The sequence below is a fragment of the Arcicella sp. GW458-12-2-14-TSB2 genome (genome assembly GCF_059423785.1).
This window is the reverse complement of record NZ_JBWKYN010000119.1, coordinates 1-17,635: the sequence shown is the minus strand read 5'-3', so window position 1 is coordinate 17,635 and position 17,635 is coordinate 1. Positions and strand designations below refer to the sequence as shown.

The following is a 17,635-nucleotide window of genomic DNA, read 5'->3' as shown; positions in this document are numbered from 1 at the left end:
ATGTCCCGTTTCTATTAGGTGGTGACTTAAGTCGCCACCTAATAGAAAGAATTTGAGCATTCTTTTTTATTTACTTAATATTATCAAGATTGTAATGCAAACCTCTGTTTTCTTTTCTGGCTCTGGCATCTTTAATGACTAAGTAAGCTACATTAATCATATTCCTCAATTCATTGATTTGAACAGATATTTTAGATTGTCTGTAAAGTTCTTCGTGTTCAATATAAATTAGCTCCAGACGGTCATAGGCTCTTTTCAAACGTCGGTCTGTTCTTACAATACCCACATAATTACTCATAATTGACTCCAGTTCGCGTGCCATTTCCGTTACTAATACTAATTCTTCTGGATGCGTCGTACCTTCATCATTCCAATCAGGAATATTCGTTGGAAGTACATTTTGTTCAAAGGTTTCGATTGATTTCAAGAAAGCACGATGTGCATATACAATGGCTTCGAGTAACGAATTTGAGGCCAATCGGTTAGCACCATGCAGTCCTGTAGAAGAACATTCACCAGCCGCAAAAAGGAAATTAATGTTCGTCTGTGAATGTTCGTTTACTTTAATCCCTCCGCAGAGATAATGTTGTGCAGGTACTACAGGAATCATGTCATCACCCGTAATGTCTAAGCCAAGGTTATCTTTACAATAATCATAAATCATAGGAAAATGGTGCTTGAAATCTTCTTTTTCAAGATGACGAGTATCCAGATATACATGGTCAACACCATTTTTTTTCATTTCAGAGTCAATCGCTCGGGCTACAATATCACGTGGTGCTAATGACAAACGATCATCATACTTTTCCATGAAAGTAGTTTCGTCAATATTCTTTAAAATACCACCATGACCACGTACAGCTTCTGAAATCAAAAACGAAGGCTTTTTGCCAGGTTGATACAATGAGGTAGGATGAAATTGGATAAACTCCATGCCTTCTACAAAGGCTTTTGCACGATATGCCATCGCAATGCCATCACCCGTTGCAATGGTAGGGTTGGTAGTACTTTGATAAACCTGTCCGATACCACCAGTGGCCAACAGCGTGGTTTTAGCCAGAAAGGTTTCAGTTTTACCAGTAAGGGTATTAAAAATATAAGCCCCAAAGCATTTTTTGTCAGGGGTATCCTTCGTTACTTTTTCGCCTAAATGGTGTTGCGTTATAAGGTCGATAGCAAAATAATGTGTAAAGAAATCAACACTTTTAAAAGACTTTACTTTCTCTAATAAAGCCCTTTCGATTTCGTTACCAGTAGAGTCTTTATGATGTAAAATTCGTTGGTCAGAATGTCCGCCTTCTTTTACTAAATCATAAGAGCCATCATTTTTCTTGTCAAAATTTGTCCCATAAGAAATTAGCTCTTTTAAGCGTTCAGGAGCCTCAGTTACCACAATTTCGACAGCCCTTTTATTCGACATAAAATCGCCTGCAATCATCGTATCATTGATATGTTTTTCAAAAGAATCATCATCTTTCCAAACAGTAGCGATACCTCCCTGTGCATATTTTGTATTGCTTTCTTCTTCTATGGTTTTAGTGAGGATAGCAATCTTAATATCTTTTCCTTTTTCCTCAAAATAGGCAGCAATTTTTGCTGTATATGAAAGCCCTGCGATGCCTGAGCCGATAACTAGAAAGTCGTATTGGGGCATAATGATGAAAACGGCTTGCCGCCCGCATTTTATAAGTTAATGTAAATTTTTAATGTCATGAATAAACAAAGTTATTTTAAAAACTTCTTTATTTATACTTTGAGTTGGAATTTATATAAAACAATGCTTTTAGATAAGTCACTAATCTTTATATATAGTAACTGAAATGTTTAGGTAGTGAGCAGTAGTTTCTAAGATAGAATACATATTTTTGTAAAAAGTGGGCATCAATTTTGCATAGAACAATGTAATTAGGTGCTAAAGTTTTAAGCTTTAATTCGGTAAATCAGGATAAAAAGCATAGATAAATATATGATATTCATGCATGTTTTAGCAGCCAAAGTAGCTTAAATGGTATAATTAAAGGCTTTTTGACTGAGAACTTTCCAGTTAAAAATTTCTCTAAACCAGTCGGAATTATTAAATTCGGAAACTCAATGAAATTATTAGGTTAGCCATAGACTAGTGCTTGCCAAAATTTAAATTATTTATGGAAGAGACAACAAAAGGTAGTAGCATTTGGAAAGCGGTGACGGGTTTTTTAGCTATTATAGTGGGGATTCTTGCCTATTTGTTGTTTGATGCTAACAATTTTAAGAAGAATCAGGACGTAATTATACATCAAAAAGCAAAAGAATTATCTGCAACAAGTATTCGATTAGATTCTATAGGTATTCAGTTAGATGCCAAAATTGCTCAAATAAAATCACTAGGAGGGAAGGTTGAAGATTTGGAAGCTACAAAAAAGCAATTAGAAAATGATAGAATGCTATTACGGAAGGCAAATAGTGTATCAGTTGCCCACTTTGAAAGTAAGATTAAGGATTATGTAAGTTTATTAGCCAAGAAGGACACTGAAATCGGTAAATTCAAAAAGGAAAATAGCAAACTAGCAGAAAAGAATAGGAGTCTATCTGGTGAAAATGCCTTGTTGTTTACAGAGAACATTACTTTGAGAATAGAAAAGCAAGGACTGAGTGATTCGCTAGAAGCTTATACCAAAAGAAACCAAGCCCTCACGGCTAAAGTAAGTTTGGCATCATCCCTACAGGCTCAATCTGTAAAAGTGATTGCTATTTCAAGAAAAAATAAAGAAAGAGATAGCGGTGTTTATAGAGTATCGAAGGTTGATAAAATCAAGATAGTGTTTCAATTACAACCTAATCTGATTGCTAAACAAGATGTAAAATCTATATATGTAAAAGTGTTAGACCCTGATGGAGCCGTTTTATACGACAGTAATGCAGGTTCTGGAAATTTTGAGTTGGCAGGCAAACAAACCAGTTATACTGTTAAGAAAGATATTTTGTATCAGAATAATGGGCAAGGAGTAGAGCTTGTGTATGCCCGAGGCGGTATGGCTAAATACCGAGTTGGGCATTATACGACAGAAGTATATTGTGAAGGATATAAGATAGGAGGAGGAAGTTTTGAAATTAAATAAAGTAGCCAATAAAATATCGTATTAATATGGATAGCCCTTTCATCGCAAAGGGCTTTTTTATGGAAAAATCTTTAAAAACATACCAATTTAAAAGTGGAGAAACCATTGCTTCTATTGGGGCTAGTGGAGGCGTGTGGGAAATCTACTTTGCCTCACAAGTGGATAATTTAACGTTTTATCTACAGGATATTGATGCAGATTTATGCAATGAGGAGGAAATAAACGAAGGAATTCTGTTCTATGAAAAAATGATGAAAAAGCCAATTAAGTGGAAATTTATTCCTGTCATTGGCACACAACATTCAAGCTTACTCCCTAAAAATACCTTCGACAAAGTATTGATTATTAATAGCTTTCACGAGTTTTCATTTCCTCATGAAATAATTAAAGATTGCTATGAAGTATTAAAAGCAGATGGATTGCTTTTTATTGAGGAACAATTAGCTACCTATTCAGGTGAAATACACGAAGGCTGTTTAAAACCATTGTTTTTAGAAAATGAATTAATTGAATTGGTAGAAAAATGTGGATTTGTCTTAAACGAGCAAGTTGATAAAGGGAATAACGTGAAGATTTTTTGTTTTAGGAAAGTAGGATAGAAATATAAAAAGGGACGATTTAAAGCTAAATCGTCCCTTTTTAATAAATACAAACAATAATGCTTATTTCTTACCCATTGCACTAATCCAAGCAGCAATTTTCTTAACATCGCCTTTTGGTAAGTGAGCCATCGGTGGCATTGGTGTTGCAAACTCTGGCCAGTTTGAAGGCTTTGGTTCATAAATCAATGCTTCGATTTGAGCAGCCGAATATTTTCTTTTTGAGATTTCTTGATATGAAGGACCAACAGCACGCTCATTCACTTTATGGCAAGCCAAACAAGTACTTTTGCTCAATAATTTCATCGCCTCAGCATCTGAAATTACGCTTGATGTCATTTTTGCTTTAGCTTTTTCGCCAGCAGCCGTTGGCATCGCTTCTTTCATTTGGTTGTCTGGCGTATTTACTTTAGCCCCCATATCGATTCGCTCACGTTGTTCACGTGTTTTTGGTGTTACCAACGTAATATTAGCTTTTGCACCTTGAGGAATGCTGTTCAATGTATAGTATGCCGACCCGTGTAATAAATTCAAATGTGAAGTTGCTGAAAGTACGCCTTCTGGCTTAATGTCATGAATATAACCTTCACGTAAATTATCCACTACTATTCTTACTTTCAAACCATCTTCACTTGCTTTTGCTCCTCTTACAGCATTATCTTTTCTATCAACAATTGGGCTACCATACACAGGGTGATATTTGTATGTATAGCTAGAAACATCATAATTGTTTACATTTTCAGCCGTTTTCTTGTCAACTGGCAATGTAAATTCAATCTCGAAACCATCTGGCATCGCTCTCACAGCTTTCATTTCGAAAGGCATTTTTCCAGAGAATACTAATCTTTCTAAACCGAAAGCTTCTTTCCCTGTAGAACCCCAACCACGGTTTGTTCCACCTACGAACATGGCCTTATCTGTTCCCCAAGCCATTCTTAATACACCTGAACGGAAACCACTTCTGAAATCAAATGAAGCCCCTTGAAATTTACCATTTACTTTTTCTAAGAATACACGGGCGATTTTAGACATACCTTCGTCACCCACAAAAACTTGACCTGCAAATGGTCCAAATCCTCCTTGTGTGTCATCTTGAATGATTTCTGATGTAGAAACTCCCAATACACCGTGTGGTAACCAAACTGCTGGCGATTTAATGCCCATGTTTGGATACGTGGTTTTGCCCATTTCGTAAATCGTAGTCATCGGCTCATTCTTCACATATTCAGGCTTAACTTTCGGATTATCCCTTGGGTCAACCTTAGCATAAATCATTTCAGCACGCATTTTTACCGGTGATTCTTGACGAGCAGCCCAAGCCAATGAAGCTGGGTGACCCATAAAGTCTCCTTCTTCAACTTGTGAGATAAAACCAGAACCCATCCAGTCTCCTTGGTTGTCACCATAAAAGAATTGACCGTCAATCATCCCTATTCCGCAAGGAGAACGCATACCCGCTGCATAAGGAGTCATTTTACCATCTTCAGTAATTTTCATTGTCCAGCCTCTCCAAGGTACAAACGATTTCCCTGCCCACCAGTCAGAATTTCCAAAACCAACGTTTCCAGTTACATAAAATGCTCCGTCTGGGCCAATTTTAGGACCAAAAGAGTATTCATGATAATGTCCAGAGATTGGCCATGAGTAAACAGTTTCATAACGGTCTGCTTTACCATCTCCGTTTTTATCAACTAGTTTTGTCAATTCACCTCTTTGTGCGCAATAAAGATTTCCGTTTTTGTAAGCAAGCCCTAGAATCTCATGCAAACCACTGGCAAACTTGCGAAACACTGGCGAGCTTGAATTTGGGTTTTCGATAATATATACATCTCCACGACGAGTAGAGGCTGCTAAATCACCGTTTGGTAAAGTAACCAAACCACCTACTTCTAAGACGATTCCTTCTGGAATAGGAAGTTTGGCAATTTTATAATAATCATTTTCAGTTGGACCATCCTGTGCGAAAGCTCCAGTAGTCATTGCCAAAGCTAAACCTATTTTGGTAAGGGAATGGCTGAACGACTGTGTTATATTTTTGATATTCATTTGATTTTTCAGATTTAAAACCTCATAAGGTTGAGGGATTTTACCACATTACAGAATATTGTACTTTGTCTTTTACTGGTACTAACAATATTGTATCATTCCCAGATTTTTCGATAGTAGCATTTGATGCTTTGATGTAATAGCTTTTGCCATTTACCTCATACGTATCATCCGTTAATTTTGTGATACTTTTTCCTACAGCCAAACGACACATTAAAGCATTGTTTGCCTCTGGATTTTTAAGCGTTAGCGAACGCGTAAGGTATTTCCCGTCGATTACTCTTATTTGGTCTTCTACTTCTGTACCATAGATTTGATAACGGAAAGTTGGTAGATTGTCAGCATCTAAATCATAACCCAACGTACGGAAACCTGCATTTGTGCCCAGTGCATCACTTGCTTTTGAATCTCCAGAAACGATAAGAGGAATATCACCTAAACTCAAGATTGGTCCTCTTGGGCGTGACGAACCATCACCACGGTCATCCCACATGGGCGAAGTATTTAAGAAATCACCTTTCCAAATTTGTGCGATAGCACCATTATCTAAATCGTACGTATAATGCAATTTGGCAGGGTTACCTACATTGATGGCATGAACGATACGTTTAGCATTAGGAGTATTTCTGTTGATGTCTGAGAAAGAGCGCAACAAAGTAGGTTCTGTAGCATCTAATAAGATAGGGTCTGATGGAGTACCCGCTAACACTGACCCTAAAGAATGAAAAGGAACAGCACGGAAATTTGGCCCTTGTACTTCCATTCCTAGAATCGGAGAAACCCAACCATCTGTTTTATAAACTGTAATTTCAACAGGGACATTACCAGCAGGTAAATCCATTGATGCACTACGTTTATCACGAGAAGTCGTCCATGCGTCGTCAAGCAACTCTTTTCCGTTTACATTTACATAATATTTACCACCAGCTTGGAAAGTAAATTGGTGTTTTCCAGCCTCAGGAACTTTTAAAGTAGCATTGAAAATCTGAGCAAAATCGTTGGTTTTAGTACCTACTTCCCAAGTAAGCTTGTCTAGTGTACCTGTAACATCTGGTTTTTTACTCAAGAAATCTTTAGGCTCTCTGAAATTTCCATAAAATACTTTATATGAAATATTTGAAAGCTCTGCTGGCTTTCCGCCAAAATTAGAAACTTTTAAATTACGGAAAGCTACTGGACCGTGGTCTCCTTGAATCATGAATGGACCAGTTGGCGCTTCAGTTTCAGAAATTGGACCGCCAGTTGGGCCTGTCAGTTCTACATTTTCTTGGATAGCAATGCCATTAAGTTTAATTGAAATTACTTTAGCATTAGCAATTTTTTTCCCAGCAGCATCAAAACGAGGGGCTTGGAAAGAAATATCGATATGTTGCCAAAGCCCCGGAGCAAGGCAAGCATTTAAGCGAGGAGCGTGTCCATCATAAAGCACTTCTTTGCCATTTTCATAGCGACGACGTTTATAGATACCTCCACAGTCGCCTGTTGATGGGTTTTTCACACCCCAGCTATCTAATAATTGCACTTCGTATCTTCCCATCAAGTAGAATCCTGAGTTAGAATGTACAGCCATCATAAAATCGAATGATACATCTACGTCTGCAAATTCTGCTACTGATTGTAAATTAGAACGATTTTGTGCATTTGGTAAATTAGCGAGTACGCCTTTCCCCGGCGCCAATACCATTGTTTCAGGTTTTAATATGTCTGCTGTGACATCTCCAGCAATTTGCCAGTTCGTTTTGTCAGATGATTTCCAATAAGACATATCGTCTAAGGAAACACTTTGCTGAGCAGTTGCAAGCATCGGAAAACACAATGCTGAAACAAGCCAAGCTTTCTTCATAATTTGTAAATTGGACATTTTTTTAGGATAATGTTTGTAAAAAAGAGGCTAAATATAGCACGCAAAAACTATAGTTTTATCCTTTATTAAATAGATTTTGTTTCTGTTTATACTCATTGCTTACGATTTGCTTAACTTTGTTTTAACGACTTTAATCGAAATTTTATGGAAAATAAACCATTTTTTGCTGCCAATACTTCTGTAATGGGGCAGGTTACTTTTGGCAAAGATGTTTCAGTGTGGTACGGTGCTGTCATTAGGGCAGATGTAGAAGCAATTTATATCGGAGACCGCTCAAATATTCAAGATACTGCGGTGTTGCATGCTGACTTAGGCGACCCAACAATTATTGGAAACGATGTGACAATAGGACACGGAGCTATCGTTCATGGAGCTACCATTGGTGATTTTTCGTTGATAGGGATGCGAGCTACCGTATTAAATAAAGCTAAGATTGGTAAATATTGTATCATTGGGGCAAATGCATTGGTACCAGAGGGAATGGAAATACCAGATTATTCTTTGGTAGTGGGTATTCCTGCAAAAGTTGTTAAACAAATTTCTCCTGAACAAGCTCAAAAACTACCTTTAAGTGCGTTGCATTATGTAGAAATGGCAAAGAGGCATCAGGCTGGAGAGTTTCCTTTGATAGGATAGTTATTAGATTTGAGATTTAAGCTGTGAGCTGTTACCCGACTAGTCTTAGGCTCTCCTAAGACCAGTATTTAGGAACCTTGAATGTGTATCTTTTTCTATTTAAATAATTAAATTAATCATAAACTTTTATAAAATGTCAAAACTCCTATTTAGAATTGTTCTGCTAACAATAATAGCTTCTTCCTGTAAAAAAAAAGATACTATTGAAACTATTTTAACAAATGGAAATGAAGGTAAATTTTGGGATGTAGTTTATCGAACAGATATAGATGGTAATTTACAAGAAACATATTATACTCCAAAAAATTCGAAAGATTCCATTCCAGGTAGTTCATTATTTTTCGGGAAGAATAATATCTTAAAAAGGTATAGTCATTTCTCTGCTGATTCAATTTATATCACCCCTGAATCAGATGTAATTCATTCAGAGGAGTACACAATTTTAGATAATAAGATTAAACTGGATTCTCAATTTTATCTCGTAAAATCTATTTCAGAGGACTCGATTATACTTCAATGCGATAGTTTGACTAGTAAAGCATTTGTCATTTTAAAGGCTTTTAAGATTAAATGATTTAGCCTCAAACAGGTAGTCGATTTTTCTACGACTAAAAACGGCAAAGAGCGTCTCAACTAATCGTAATATTTCCTAAAATCAGTCGGAGACAAAAACAACAGAAAAAAACTACCATAGTTTCCACCAAGATTTTTTTAATAATTTGTTTGCTTGTTCGTGTTGTACTTGAATGGTGGCTTTGATTATAGAGTTATCAAGCCATAACTCATACCAATTCAAAAAAGTAATAGTGTCTTCATTGCCAAGTTCGTAGGAAGGATAAATGCCATTTCCACTACCTCTATCATCTGTCCAAATGTAACCATACTCTTTCCCATTTACGACTAAATTTAAACTAACTGCACATCCATAATTGCAAATTGCAAGTACTCCATTCATTTGTTCATTGTCAGAATACTTATCTTCAAATTTATCAAGTTCAAGCTGATATGCTTCTTCATTTTCATCTACGTCAACAGATGGCTGAAATTCTAAATTCCAAGGCTCTGAATGTAAAAAAGGTTTACTTGGATTAAGTAATGAGTCGGGTCTTTTATTGTGCAAATCATCAAACAAAGAGTCCTCTATTGGTTCAAGTCCATAAAATGGACCTGCGCCACCATTACCAATATTTGTCAAGAACTCAACATAATCAGTTGGTAATTTTACTTTGTGAGCTGATTCAAATTGTCGGATTTTGTCTAATGAAATTGTGGGATTGAGTTTATATTTATGCTTATTTGCACCAAACAATCTATAATTCTTGTCCAACCGTTTTAGTTGTTCAAGTTTGTCTTTTATGTTATTGATTTGTTCGTTCATGATATAATAAAGGTTGTGCTTGATTAGTCTTAGAAAGACTAAGACTAGTAAGTTATAAAAAAATGGCTAATGCTTTTTACAACACTAGCCATTTAGCCTCTTTAAAAGGGTCTATATTTTACTTCTTAAATACCCCACCAAAATTTCAAGACCTTTTTCGAAGTGAGTATTGTTTGGAATAACAATATCAGATGTTTTACGATAAGGCTTTACATATTTTTTGAAAGCGGGCTCAACATGATTATCCCAACGGTACATTACTTCCTCTTTTTCACCATATCCTCTTTCAGCCGCATCACGTCTGATTCTTCTATCTAGCCTGATTTTACTTTTTGCGTCCACAAAGATTTTTAAATCTAGCAAATCGGCAATTTCCTTAAAGTAAAAAACAAATAAGCCCTCCACTACGATGATTGGCTTTGGATGAAAAGTGATTATTTCGGGAATGATGTCAGGATTATTAAAGGTGTATTCTTTCCGTTGGAAAGCCTGACCAGAACGAATCGTTTCCACATCAAGCGCATATTGATGTAAATCTAACGATTCGGGTTCATCAAAATTGATATAGCCATGTTTATCGATAACTTGCTCGTGTCTGTTTTTGTAATAATTATCTTGTGAAATCAAGCAAATTTCATCTTTTGAAAAAGAATGAAGTAATTGATTGAGAAATAATGTTTTACCCGAAGCGCTGCCTCCGGTGATGCCTACGATAAATGGTCGTTGGTCTGGTCTCATAAAATGATTAAAGTCGTTGAAAAATTTTAGCAAAGGTCGGAAAGATTGTTACAACTTGTATTTTAATTCTGACTCTTTTCTTTTTCAATCTTAAAAAGGAGGTCTTTTCCCTGTAATAATTTTACCATCGAGGATGGCCCATACCTGATTTTTGTAAGTATCGCCCAGAGGAATATTGAGGTCTTTGTCTAAATAAATCTGATTTCCTTCTATAAATTCTATTTTACTCAAGGAAATAATATAAGAACGATGTACACGTGCAAAACTTTCAGAAGGCAAAGATTCTTCAAGGTCTTTAACGTTCAATAGGGTTACAAACTTTCCTTTTTCTGTATGAATCGTAACATAATTTCCCAAGCCTTCAATAAAAAGTATTTCCGAAAGATTTATTCTTTGGATTCGGTTGTCAGTTTTTACAAAAATAAAGTTGTCTGGATTAAGTGAGTTGCTTGTATTTTCCTGAGGCTGACTGCCCGACGACTGTGGAATCTGAACTTTTTGTAAAGCCTGTAAAAAACGTTCAAAGGAGATGGGTTTTATCAGATAATCAATAGCATTATTATCAAAACCTTCGATGGCGTATTGTCTGTAAGCAGTAGTAAGAATAAACTTGCATTTGCCTTTTACAAGTTTTATAAAACTAATTCCTGAAAGCTCAGGCATTTGAATATCAATAAAAACTAAATCTATTTTCTGAGTATTGACAATATCAAGCGCTTCTAGTGGGTCAATACTCGTTGCCACAAGATTTAAAGAAGGAATGTTTTTGATATAACTTGTTAGAATATCAATTGCAGCTTGCTCATCATCAATTATTAAACAATTTATACTCATAGTGGTGCTCATTCAAGGGTGTAAAAATTCATCTTTGAAGTTAATAAAGGATGAATTCCGTTGGATGGTTATTCAATTTTGGATAATTATTTTAAGTTTTCACAGCGCATAAGACAATGTGAAAACATTCTGCGAAAATTATTTCTACTATATATTATTGAGTTTTTTTACAAAGTATTATGTTGGTTTTTTAAAAGCTATTTAAGCTACTTTATACGTTTTTCAACGCAAAATTACAGATTGTAATCTAGATTGTAGTGTTTGATAATGAGTATAAAAAACTGTTAAATGCTGATAATTGAGTTTACCCTTGAAAAGAAGTAGTTCGTCATTTTTTAAGAGGAGTTGGTGTAAATAATTTTTACAATCAAACGATAAGAATAAAATTTGAACTTATAAGTTCTATGCGTAAACGTCATTCTAGTAGATGGTCTGCCTATTATATTCACCTAGTTTTCATCTAATCAATGAAATGAAAGGCTCGTCTCTATGATGTGCCTTTTGTGTTTTATAGGGTACTGAATATCTTGGTTACATCTTAATAAAAAGGTTTACTTGATAAAAATGAGGGTCGTCGATGATAGCTAATTGATGACATCCAGCATAGCCTAATTGAAGTCTTTTTTTAGTGTTTTCAAGTCCTATTTTTCCTGATTGAATTTCTATTGGTCCTTGACGTTTATAATTATGAATCATAAACTGCAATTCATCTTTTTCAATATTTACTGTAATTTTTAGAGGCTTCAGTGGGTTATTCAACTCTCCATGCTTAAATGCATTTTCAACGAAGGTAATCAGAATTAAAGGCATGATTTGTTTGTCCGAAATATCGCCAAGAACGGTTAAAATTATTTGTAACCTATTACCATAACGTAGTTGTTGAATCTCGATATAGTTTTGAATATGCTTTAGTTCAGACGCTAAAGGCACTTTTTCTACTTGATAATTATCATGGAGGGTGTAGCTCATCATCTCAGAAAGCAAGGTTATTGCCCTTGAAAGATTACTGGAATGGGTCTTTGCTTGGAAATAGAAAAAGTTTAGCGTATTGAATAGAAATTCTGGATTTATTTGATTCTTGATACTCGAGAGTTCTGACCTCACGATAATTTTTTCGAGTTCACTCGTTTGTTTGGCTATTTCTTGCTGTTTTTTTTCTTGAATAATTGTTTTTTCAGCATACCAATATACAAATGCCGTAGGAATCATAATCATTAAATACCAAGACCTCACCATCACATTAATGCTCCAAAAGGGAGTTGCCTGAATGTTTGCTTCAGTGATAGGCATTAATGTTTTGTCAATCCATACACCTAGGTTTGCAATTGAAAAAATGGATAAAAAAATGATGATACTTAGCAGTATAGGCTTTTTCTTGTCTAACAAAAAAGGGAAAATTACCTTTAACGATAGGTAAAAAGTTGCCATTTTAAGCAGAATATTATAAAGGATAATTCCGAAACTAACTAAGTTAATTTTTGTATCGAAATTTGAATAATGAATAATGCTATGAAACAAAAAATCTAATATCCAATAGTAGTAGTGGTACTTTATTTTAATGGAATTCATAAACTTAATTTCAGGAAGATTTTATGAATATTTTCAGAATGTTCAAATTTGACGACATGATTATTAAAATACACAATGTAAAGTTTTCTTCGTATTTCTATCAAATCATCATATACTTCACTTTCCTTTATTCCTTTTTTCCTTAAATAGATGATGGTTAAAAATAAATCATTTTCCTGTGTTTCTATTAGCACTTTTATGGGCTGTTCTGCACTACTTAAATCACCATTTTTTAGAGCATTTTCTATAAATGGACTTAGTGTTAATGGATGAATGCGCCTATAATTAATATTTCCAATGATGTCTATCTGTAGCTGAAGGTTTTCGCCAAACTGCATTTGTTGAATGGCAAAATAGTTTTGTATATATTTTACTTCTTGTTCTAAGGGTACTTTGCCTTCAGCATCGTTTTCTTTGATGGTATAGCGCATCATTTCAGATAACAACATCACCGAATCCGAGAGCCTTCTTGACACTGGTAGTGCCTGAGCATACAGAAAATTCAAAGAATTATAAAAAAAATGAGGATTGATTTGATTCTTAAGTGATGAAAGCTCAGCTTCTAAAATAGATTTTTCAAGGATACTTTTTTGTAATTCAGCTTTGCTTTGTTCTCTTACATTCTGAACGAAATTAGTAGCAAACCAATAAGCTAAGGCAAAATGTATTGATAAGTAAACGTTATTTAAACCAACTGTACAGGATTTATAAAAACTAAATGTGTTATTAGTGATGAAGTGACTATAAAGATAAACAAAAAAAGCATTCCCCAAAGAAGATAATGTAGCTAGCGTAATTAATAAAAAAAACAGTATCCTATATCTTTTTGTTGGTAGGGTAAAGGGAAGAATACGGTGAATCAGTAAGTAAAAGCAAATAATTATTTCTGAGACTGAGATAACAACATTTTGAATCATGTTGTGTGACTGAGCAAATTTTTGAGGGATGGTAATAAATCCAGATAAAAAAAAGTAGAAAGCATAAGCTATCCAAAAAATAATATGGCTACTTGTTTTTCTCATTCAATTACTCTCCTTTTCATTTCAAATTTACCTAGGAATAGGCTTTGATTGGGCTATTTTTGCATGAACTGGTATATTGTAATGCTGAATCAGCTTTATGTCAGTTTGAAAATGGTATTTCAAAAAATCTTTTTAGGTTATAATATTCATTAAACTGATAGTTTTGATGAATAGATAACCTGTCATAGAAAGTAGCTTACTTACAAAAAAGGGAGGGATTTGCAGACAACTATTTTATAATGAACTCACCTTTTTTAATTTCACATCTCCCAATTCCGAACTTCTCATGTATCTTTGTCGTTCAGTTTTATTAGAAGTGTTTACATGATTTAACAAAGGATTTTCAAAAGTTAAATGGATTGATTTTTTGAAAAAGCGTAACCTTTAACACATAAGAATGGGCGATTTAAAAATAAAAAAAGAAGACATCATTAGGGCGTTATCAACGGTACAAGAACCAGATTTAAAGAAAGATTTGGTTACGCTCAATATGATTAAAGACATTGAATTAGGTATTGGTGAAGTTCGTTTTACAGTAGTATTAACAACTCCTGCCTGCCCATTAAAGGAAAGAATTCGTAGAGAATGCGTTGAAGCTATCCATGAGCATGTAGATGAAAATCTAAGTGTAGTAATTGATATGACAGCCGATGTTACTTCTTCAAGAATGGGAACAGCATTATTGCCTAATGTCAAAAATATTATTGCGATTGCTTCTGGAAAAGGAGGAGTGGGAAAATCTACAGTAACAGCCAACTTGGCGATGGCACTTAAACTTTCAGGAGCTAAAGTTGGTATTATTGATGCTGATATTTCAGGACCTTCTATTCCCGTAATGTTTGGTGCTGAAGATATGCAACCTTTGGTGAGTCAAATTAATGGTAAAAACATGATTCAGCCAATTATGCAATATGGCATCAAAATGATTTCGATGGGCTTTTTGGCTCCTCAAGATAATCCAGTACCTTGGCGTGGACCAATGGCTACGCAAGCCTTGCGTCAGTTTTTTAGTGATACACATTGGGGCGAGTTAGATTATTTATTAATTGACCTTCCTCCGGGAACTTCTGATATTCACCTTTCATTGGTGCAACTTGTACCAGTAACTGGTGCGGTAATCGTAACAACGCCACAAAAGGTAGCCTTGGCTGATGCTACTAAAGGACTGATGTTTTTCCGTCAGCCACAAATTAATGTGCCAGTATTGGGCGTTATAGAAAATATGGCCTATTTTACTCCAGAAGAATTACCAGATAATAAATATTATATTTTCGGAAAAGACGGCGGTAAGAACCTAGCTATTAAATACGAAACAGCATTATTAGGAGAAATTCCTTTAGTACAAAGTATTAGAGAAGCAGGCGATGCAGGTAAACCAGCAGTGATGAATGACAGCATTATTGCCACTGCATTTAAGCAATCAGCAGAATTGTTGGCTCAGCAAGTGGCTATCAGAAATGCAACAAAAGAAAAGACTACTCCAGTACAAGTAAAAGTGTAGTTTTTCTTGTATATTTGAGATAATTATTACCATTAAAACGCAAATGAAGTATTCTTAATTTGTGTGATATATTTTATGGAAACAACAGTCGAATCTCCTTTACAGGAAAAAATAGAAAAAGCCTTAGATAAAATCCGTCCGTATCTCGAAGCAGATGGAGGAAATGTACGTGTCCTTGAAATTGTTGATGGTCATACGCTTCGTCTTGAATTAATAGGTGCCTGTAGTTCTTGTTCGATGTCTGCCATGACATTTCGCGGAGGAATTGAAGAAACAATATTGCGTGAAGTACCCGAAATCACTAAGGTGGAAGCCATAAATATGTGATTCAATATAAATTCTCGATAAATCAAAAACCCTTGTAGCATACATTCTACAAGGGTTTTTTCTTACCTTTGCTTGTAGTAGAAGCTATCGCAATTCAGTTATCAACTTTTAGTTTTTAGAAGAAACCGTTTGATTAAACTACTATATCGTTTTCATCCATATCAACATCAAAAATTAATTCCCTTTATGAAAATAGGCATCTTCTTTGGCGGTCCTGCCCGTGAGCGTGAAATCAGTTTTGCTGGAGGTAAAACCGCAATGGAAAATATTGATAAAACTCTTTTTGAACCAATTCCTGTATTTGTGGATGGTTTGGGGAATTTTATTTTACTAAATCCTGATTTAGTCTATTCTGCTTCGATTCGGGATTTCTATCCACCAAAATCATATCAAGGAGATTACAGTATTTATGTTGAATCTTTAGGGCAATTATCGGATGAAGAATTGAACGATATAATTTCAAAAGTTGGTGAGCGAATTAGTCCAGAACAGTTTTCAAAGAAATTTGATTTTGTTTTTATCGCCATGCATGGGCCTGCTTGTGAAGACGGAAGTATCCAAGGATTATTAGAGTGGTATGGTGTTCCTTATTCAGGACCAAGTTTGATGGGGTCATCAATAGGAATTGATAAAATTGCACAGAATGATTTAATCCGCTTATCTGTCGGACTAGATAAAAAAACGACAAGTATCAGCCGTGAATATTTTGAAAGCAAAGATGCTATAGCATTGTTTGAAGAAGTAAAAGAATCAGTAGGTTTACCATTTGTAGTTAAAGCTCCCCATCAAGGTTCATCAATCGGAGTAGCTTTTGTGAAAAAAGATTCAGTGGATGACTTTGTAAAAGCAGTTAAACAATGTTTGTTTATCAGAGAAGTGTCTTTAGAGGAATGGAATAGTGTGGAACATACAGCATTCGTGCAGACGATGGCGAATTTGGATGAAGGAATCGGATTACCCGTTTCGATGAATGGGGAAGTTGTATATCACCCTGCTGAGCTATTAGAAAAAATTACTTCACATTTTGAAAACTCACAGGAAAATGTAGCCCTGATTTCGATGAATTCCGAGGATGCCGTTTTGATTGAAGGTTTTGTAAAAGGGCAGGAGTTTAGCTGTGGCGTAATTCAAAATCCAGACTGTGAGTCTGTAGCTTTACCACCGACTGAAATCGTAGCTAATGTGGAAGTATTTGACTTTAAAGCCAAATATCAATCGTCGGCAACTCGCAAAAAAATTCCGATTAGAACATCTTTAGAGAATAACCAACAAGTACAAGCAGATGTGAAAAAAGCATTTGATTCGCTAAAATTTGGCGTTTGTACACGTATCGATGGTTTTGTTACGCCTGAAGGGAAAGTTATTTTGCACGACCCAAACACTATTCCAGGGATGTCGCCTACGTCTATTATCTTTAAGCAAATGGCCGAAATCGGGTTGAACGTAACTGATTCTATTACGTATTTTATTCGCCAGTCAATTCGCGAAAGAATGCGTACAGGGAAAAACACGTTTAAATTTCAGCAATTGTTAACAAAGCTCGATACTGCGATAGCTAAGCGCCTTGAAGAAATGGAGGATAGACAAAAAGTAGCGATTATTTTCGGAGGATTCTCGGCAGAAGAGCAAGAGGAAAGTTTTGTAAAAGCTAGAAAAGTATATGCTACCTTGTCGGCTTCAACAGAATATTATCCAGTACCAGTTTTTGTAACAGGTGAAAACCACCTTAGCGAAGAACTATACTTGTTACCAACCAATTTGATGTTTAAAGAATTTGCCGAAGATATTAGTAAAGCACTAGATGGCTCAATTCACCCATTGATTGTAGAAACTAGAAAAAGTGCCGAAAAAATCACATTGCATTATACAGGAAAATTAGTAGGAACAGTGGAAGCAATTAGTAGAGAGCAATTGCATGAAATAGTTGATTTGACATCTATTTGTACAACCGATATTGCAATTGATTTACCAGTGTATTTATAAAAGTAAATTTATTAATAAAGTATTTAATAAAGTATATGAA

At 35.2% G+C, this 17,635-nt stretch carries 15 protein-coding genes; 7 read left to right on the top strand and 8 right to left on the bottom strand.

Going from position 1 to position 17,635, the window contains the following annotated elements; all coding sequences use genetic code 11:
- Nucleotides 1-70: 70 nt before the first annotated feature.
- Nucleotides 71-1,654 (bottom strand): L-aspartate oxidase, encoded by a 1,584-nt coding sequence (nadB, locus tag AC07XN_RS16375; protein ID WP_309912786.1) that lies wholly within the window; start codon nt 1,652-1,654, stop codon nt 71-73.
- 490 nt (nt 1,655-2,144) lie between these two features.
- Between nadB and AC07XN_RS16370 the strand changes: the two genes are divergently transcribed.
- Nucleotides 2,145-3,098: a DUF8428 domain-containing protein gene (locus AC07XN_RS16370; protein WP_494743856.1), complete on the top strand. Its 954-nt coding sequence runs from the start codon at nt 2,145-2,147 to the stop codon at nt 3,096-3,098.
- Nucleotides 3,099-3,157: 59 nt separating this feature from the next.
- Nucleotides 3,158-3,697, top strand: coding sequence for a methyltransferase domain-containing protein (locus AC07XN_RS16365; RefSeq protein ID WP_494743855.1), 540 nt, complete (start codon nt 3,158-3,160; stop codon nt 3,695-3,697).
- Nucleotides 3,698-3,760: 63 nt separating this feature from the next.
- Here the strand turns inward: AC07XN_RS16365 and AC07XN_RS16360 are convergent, their stop codons facing one another.
- Both AC07XN_RS16360 and AC07XN_RS16355 read right to left on the bottom strand, forming a co-directional pair.
- Complete coding sequence (locus AC07XN_RS16360; RefSeq protein WP_494743854.1) at nt 3,761-5,743, bottom strand: c-type cytochrome; 1,983 nt, start codon at nt 5,741-5,743, stop codon at nt 3,761-3,763.
- Between the two features lie 40 nt (nt 5,744-5,783).
- Complete coding sequence (locus AC07XN_RS16355) at nt 5,784-7,604, bottom strand: 3-keto-alpha-glucoside-1,2-lyase-like domain-containing protein (protein WP_494743853.1); 1,821 nt, start codon at nt 7,602-7,604, stop codon at nt 5,784-5,786.
- Nucleotides 7,605-7,751: 147 nt separating this feature from the next.
- Here AC07XN_RS16355 and AC07XN_RS16350 point away from each other — a divergent pair, with 147 nt between their 5' ends.
- Nucleotides 7,752-8,243, top strand: coding sequence for a gamma carbonic anhydrase family protein (locus AC07XN_RS16350; RefSeq protein ID WP_309912771.1), 492 nt, complete (start codon nt 7,752-7,754; stop codon nt 8,241-8,243).
- Nucleotides 8,244-8,376: 133 nt separating this feature from the next.
- Nucleotides 8,377-8,817, top strand: coding sequence for a hypothetical protein (locus AC07XN_RS16345; RefSeq protein ID WP_494743852.1), 441 nt, complete (start codon nt 8,377-8,379; stop codon nt 8,815-8,817).
- Nucleotides 8,818-8,928: 111 nt separating this feature from the next.
- On the opposite strand, the gene AC07XN_RS16340 is transcribed toward AC07XN_RS16345, so the two are convergent.
- The 5 genes from AC07XN_RS16340 to AC07XN_RS16320 all read right to left on the bottom strand — a co-directional run bounded on the left by AC07XN_RS16340 (nt 8,929) and on the right by AC07XN_RS16320 (nt 13,784).
- The gene (locus AC07XN_RS16340; protein WP_494743851.1) at nt 8,929-9,621 is read right to left on the bottom strand and encodes an SMI1/KNR4 family protein; all 693 of its coding nucleotides are present in this window, start codon (nt 9,619-9,621) and stop codon (nt 8,929-8,931) included.
- Between the two features lie 111 nt (nt 9,622-9,732).
- Nucleotides 9,733-10,359 (bottom strand): uridine kinase family protein, encoded by a 627-nt coding sequence (locus AC07XN_RS16335; protein ID WP_309912769.1) that lies wholly within the window; start codon nt 10,357-10,359, stop codon nt 9,733-9,735.
- Nucleotides 10,360-10,449: 90 nt separating this feature from the next.
- Complete coding sequence (locus tag AC07XN_RS16330) at nt 10,450-11,193, bottom strand: LytR/AlgR family response regulator transcription factor (protein WP_309912767.1); 744 nt, start codon at nt 11,191-11,193, stop codon at nt 10,450-10,452.
- A 531-nt stretch (nt 11,194-11,724) separates the two neighbouring features.
- Complete coding sequence (locus tag AC07XN_RS16325) at nt 11,725-12,621, bottom strand: sensor histidine kinase (protein WP_494743850.1); 897 nt, start codon at nt 12,619-12,621, stop codon at nt 11,725-11,727.
- Nucleotides 12,622-12,758: 137 nt separating this feature from the next.
- A complete protein-coding gene (locus AC07XN_RS16320; RefSeq protein WP_309912763.1) occupies nt 12,759-13,784 on the bottom strand; it encodes a sensor histidine kinase in 1,026 nt (341 codons plus the stop codon).
- 397 nt (nt 13,785-14,181) lie between these two features.
- On the opposite strand from AC07XN_RS16320, the gene AC07XN_RS16315 reads away from it, so the two are divergent.
- The 3 genes from AC07XN_RS16315 to AC07XN_RS16305 all read left to right on the top strand — a co-directional run bounded on the left by AC07XN_RS16315 (nt 14,182) and on the right by AC07XN_RS16305 (nt 17,595).
- On the top strand, nt 14,182-15,285 hold the full coding sequence (locus AC07XN_RS16315) for an Mrp/NBP35 family ATP-binding protein (protein WP_323251000.1): 1,104 nt from the start codon (nt 14,182-14,184) through the stop codon (nt 15,283-15,285).
- A 75-nt stretch (nt 15,286-15,360) separates the two neighbouring features.
- Nucleotides 15,361-15,612: a NifU family protein gene (locus AC07XN_RS16310; protein WP_309912759.1), complete on the top strand. Its 252-nt coding sequence runs from the start codon at nt 15,361-15,363 to the stop codon at nt 15,610-15,612.
- A 186-nt stretch (nt 15,613-15,798) separates the two neighbouring features.
- On the top strand, nt 15,799-17,595 hold the full coding sequence (locus AC07XN_RS16305) for a D-alanine--D-alanine ligase (protein ID WP_494743849.1): 1,797 nt from the start codon (nt 15,799-15,801) through the stop codon (nt 17,593-17,595).
- The last annotated feature ends 40 nt before the right edge of the window (nt 17,596-17,635 follow it).

Excerpts from the sequence above, each read along its gene's own strand:
- AC07XN_RS16310 (WP_309912759.1), top strand. The coding sequence starts at position 15,361 with ATGGAAACAACAGTCGAATCTCCTTTACAGGAAAAAATAGAAAAAGCC.
- AC07XN_RS16320 (WP_309912763.1), bottom strand. The coding sequence starts at position 13,784 with ATGAGAAAAACAAGTAGCCATATTATTTTTTGGATAGCTTATGCTTTC.
- AC07XN_RS16315 (WP_323251000.1), top strand. The coding sequence starts at position 14,182 with ATGGGCGATTTAAAAATAAAAAAAGAAGACATCATTAGGGCGTTATCA.
- AC07XN_RS16365 (WP_494743855.1), top strand. The coding sequence starts at position 3,158 with ATGGAAAAATCTTTAAAAACATACCAATTTAAAAGTGGAGAAACCATT.
- AC07XN_RS16305 (WP_494743849.1), top strand. The coding sequence starts at position 15,799 with ATGAAAATAGGCATCTTCTTTGGCGGTCCTGCCCGTGAGCGTGAAATC.
- AC07XN_RS16345 (WP_494743852.1), top strand. The coding sequence starts at position 8,377 with ATGTCAAAACTCCTATTTAGAATTGTTCTGCTAACAATAATAGCTTCT.
- AC07XN_RS16325 (WP_494743850.1), bottom strand. The coding sequence starts at position 12,621 with ATGGCAACTTTTTACCTATCGTTAAAGGTAATTTTCCCTTTTTTGTTA.
- AC07XN_RS16335 (WP_309912769.1), bottom strand. The coding sequence starts at position 10,359 with ATGAGACCAGACCAACGACCATTTATCGTAGGCATCACCGGAGGCAGC.
- AC07XN_RS16330 (WP_309912767.1), bottom strand. The coding sequence starts at position 11,193 with ATGAGTATAAATTGTTTAATAATTGATGATGAGCAAGCTGCAATTGAT.
- AC07XN_RS16340 (WP_494743851.1), bottom strand. The coding sequence starts at position 9,621 with ATGAACGAACAAATCAATAACATAAAAGACAAACTTGAACAACTAAAA.
- AC07XN_RS16370 (WP_494743856.1), top strand. The coding sequence starts at position 2,145 with ATGGAAGAGACAACAAAAGGTAGTAGCATTTGGAAAGCGGTGACGGGT.
- AC07XN_RS16360 (WP_494743854.1), bottom strand. The coding sequence starts at position 5,743 with ATGAATATCAAAAATATAACACAGTCGTTCAGCCATTCCCTTACCAAA.
- nadB (WP_309912786.1), bottom strand. The coding sequence starts at position 1,654 with ATGCCCCAATACGACTTTCTAGTTATCGGCTCAGGCATCGCAGGGCTT.
- AC07XN_RS16355 (WP_494743853.1), bottom strand. The coding sequence starts at position 7,604 with ATGTCCAATTTACAAATTATGAAGAAAGCTTGGCTTGTTTCAGCATTG.
- AC07XN_RS16350 (WP_309912771.1), top strand. The coding sequence starts at position 7,752 with ATGGAAAATAAACCATTTTTTGCTGCCAATACTTCTGTAATGGGGCAG.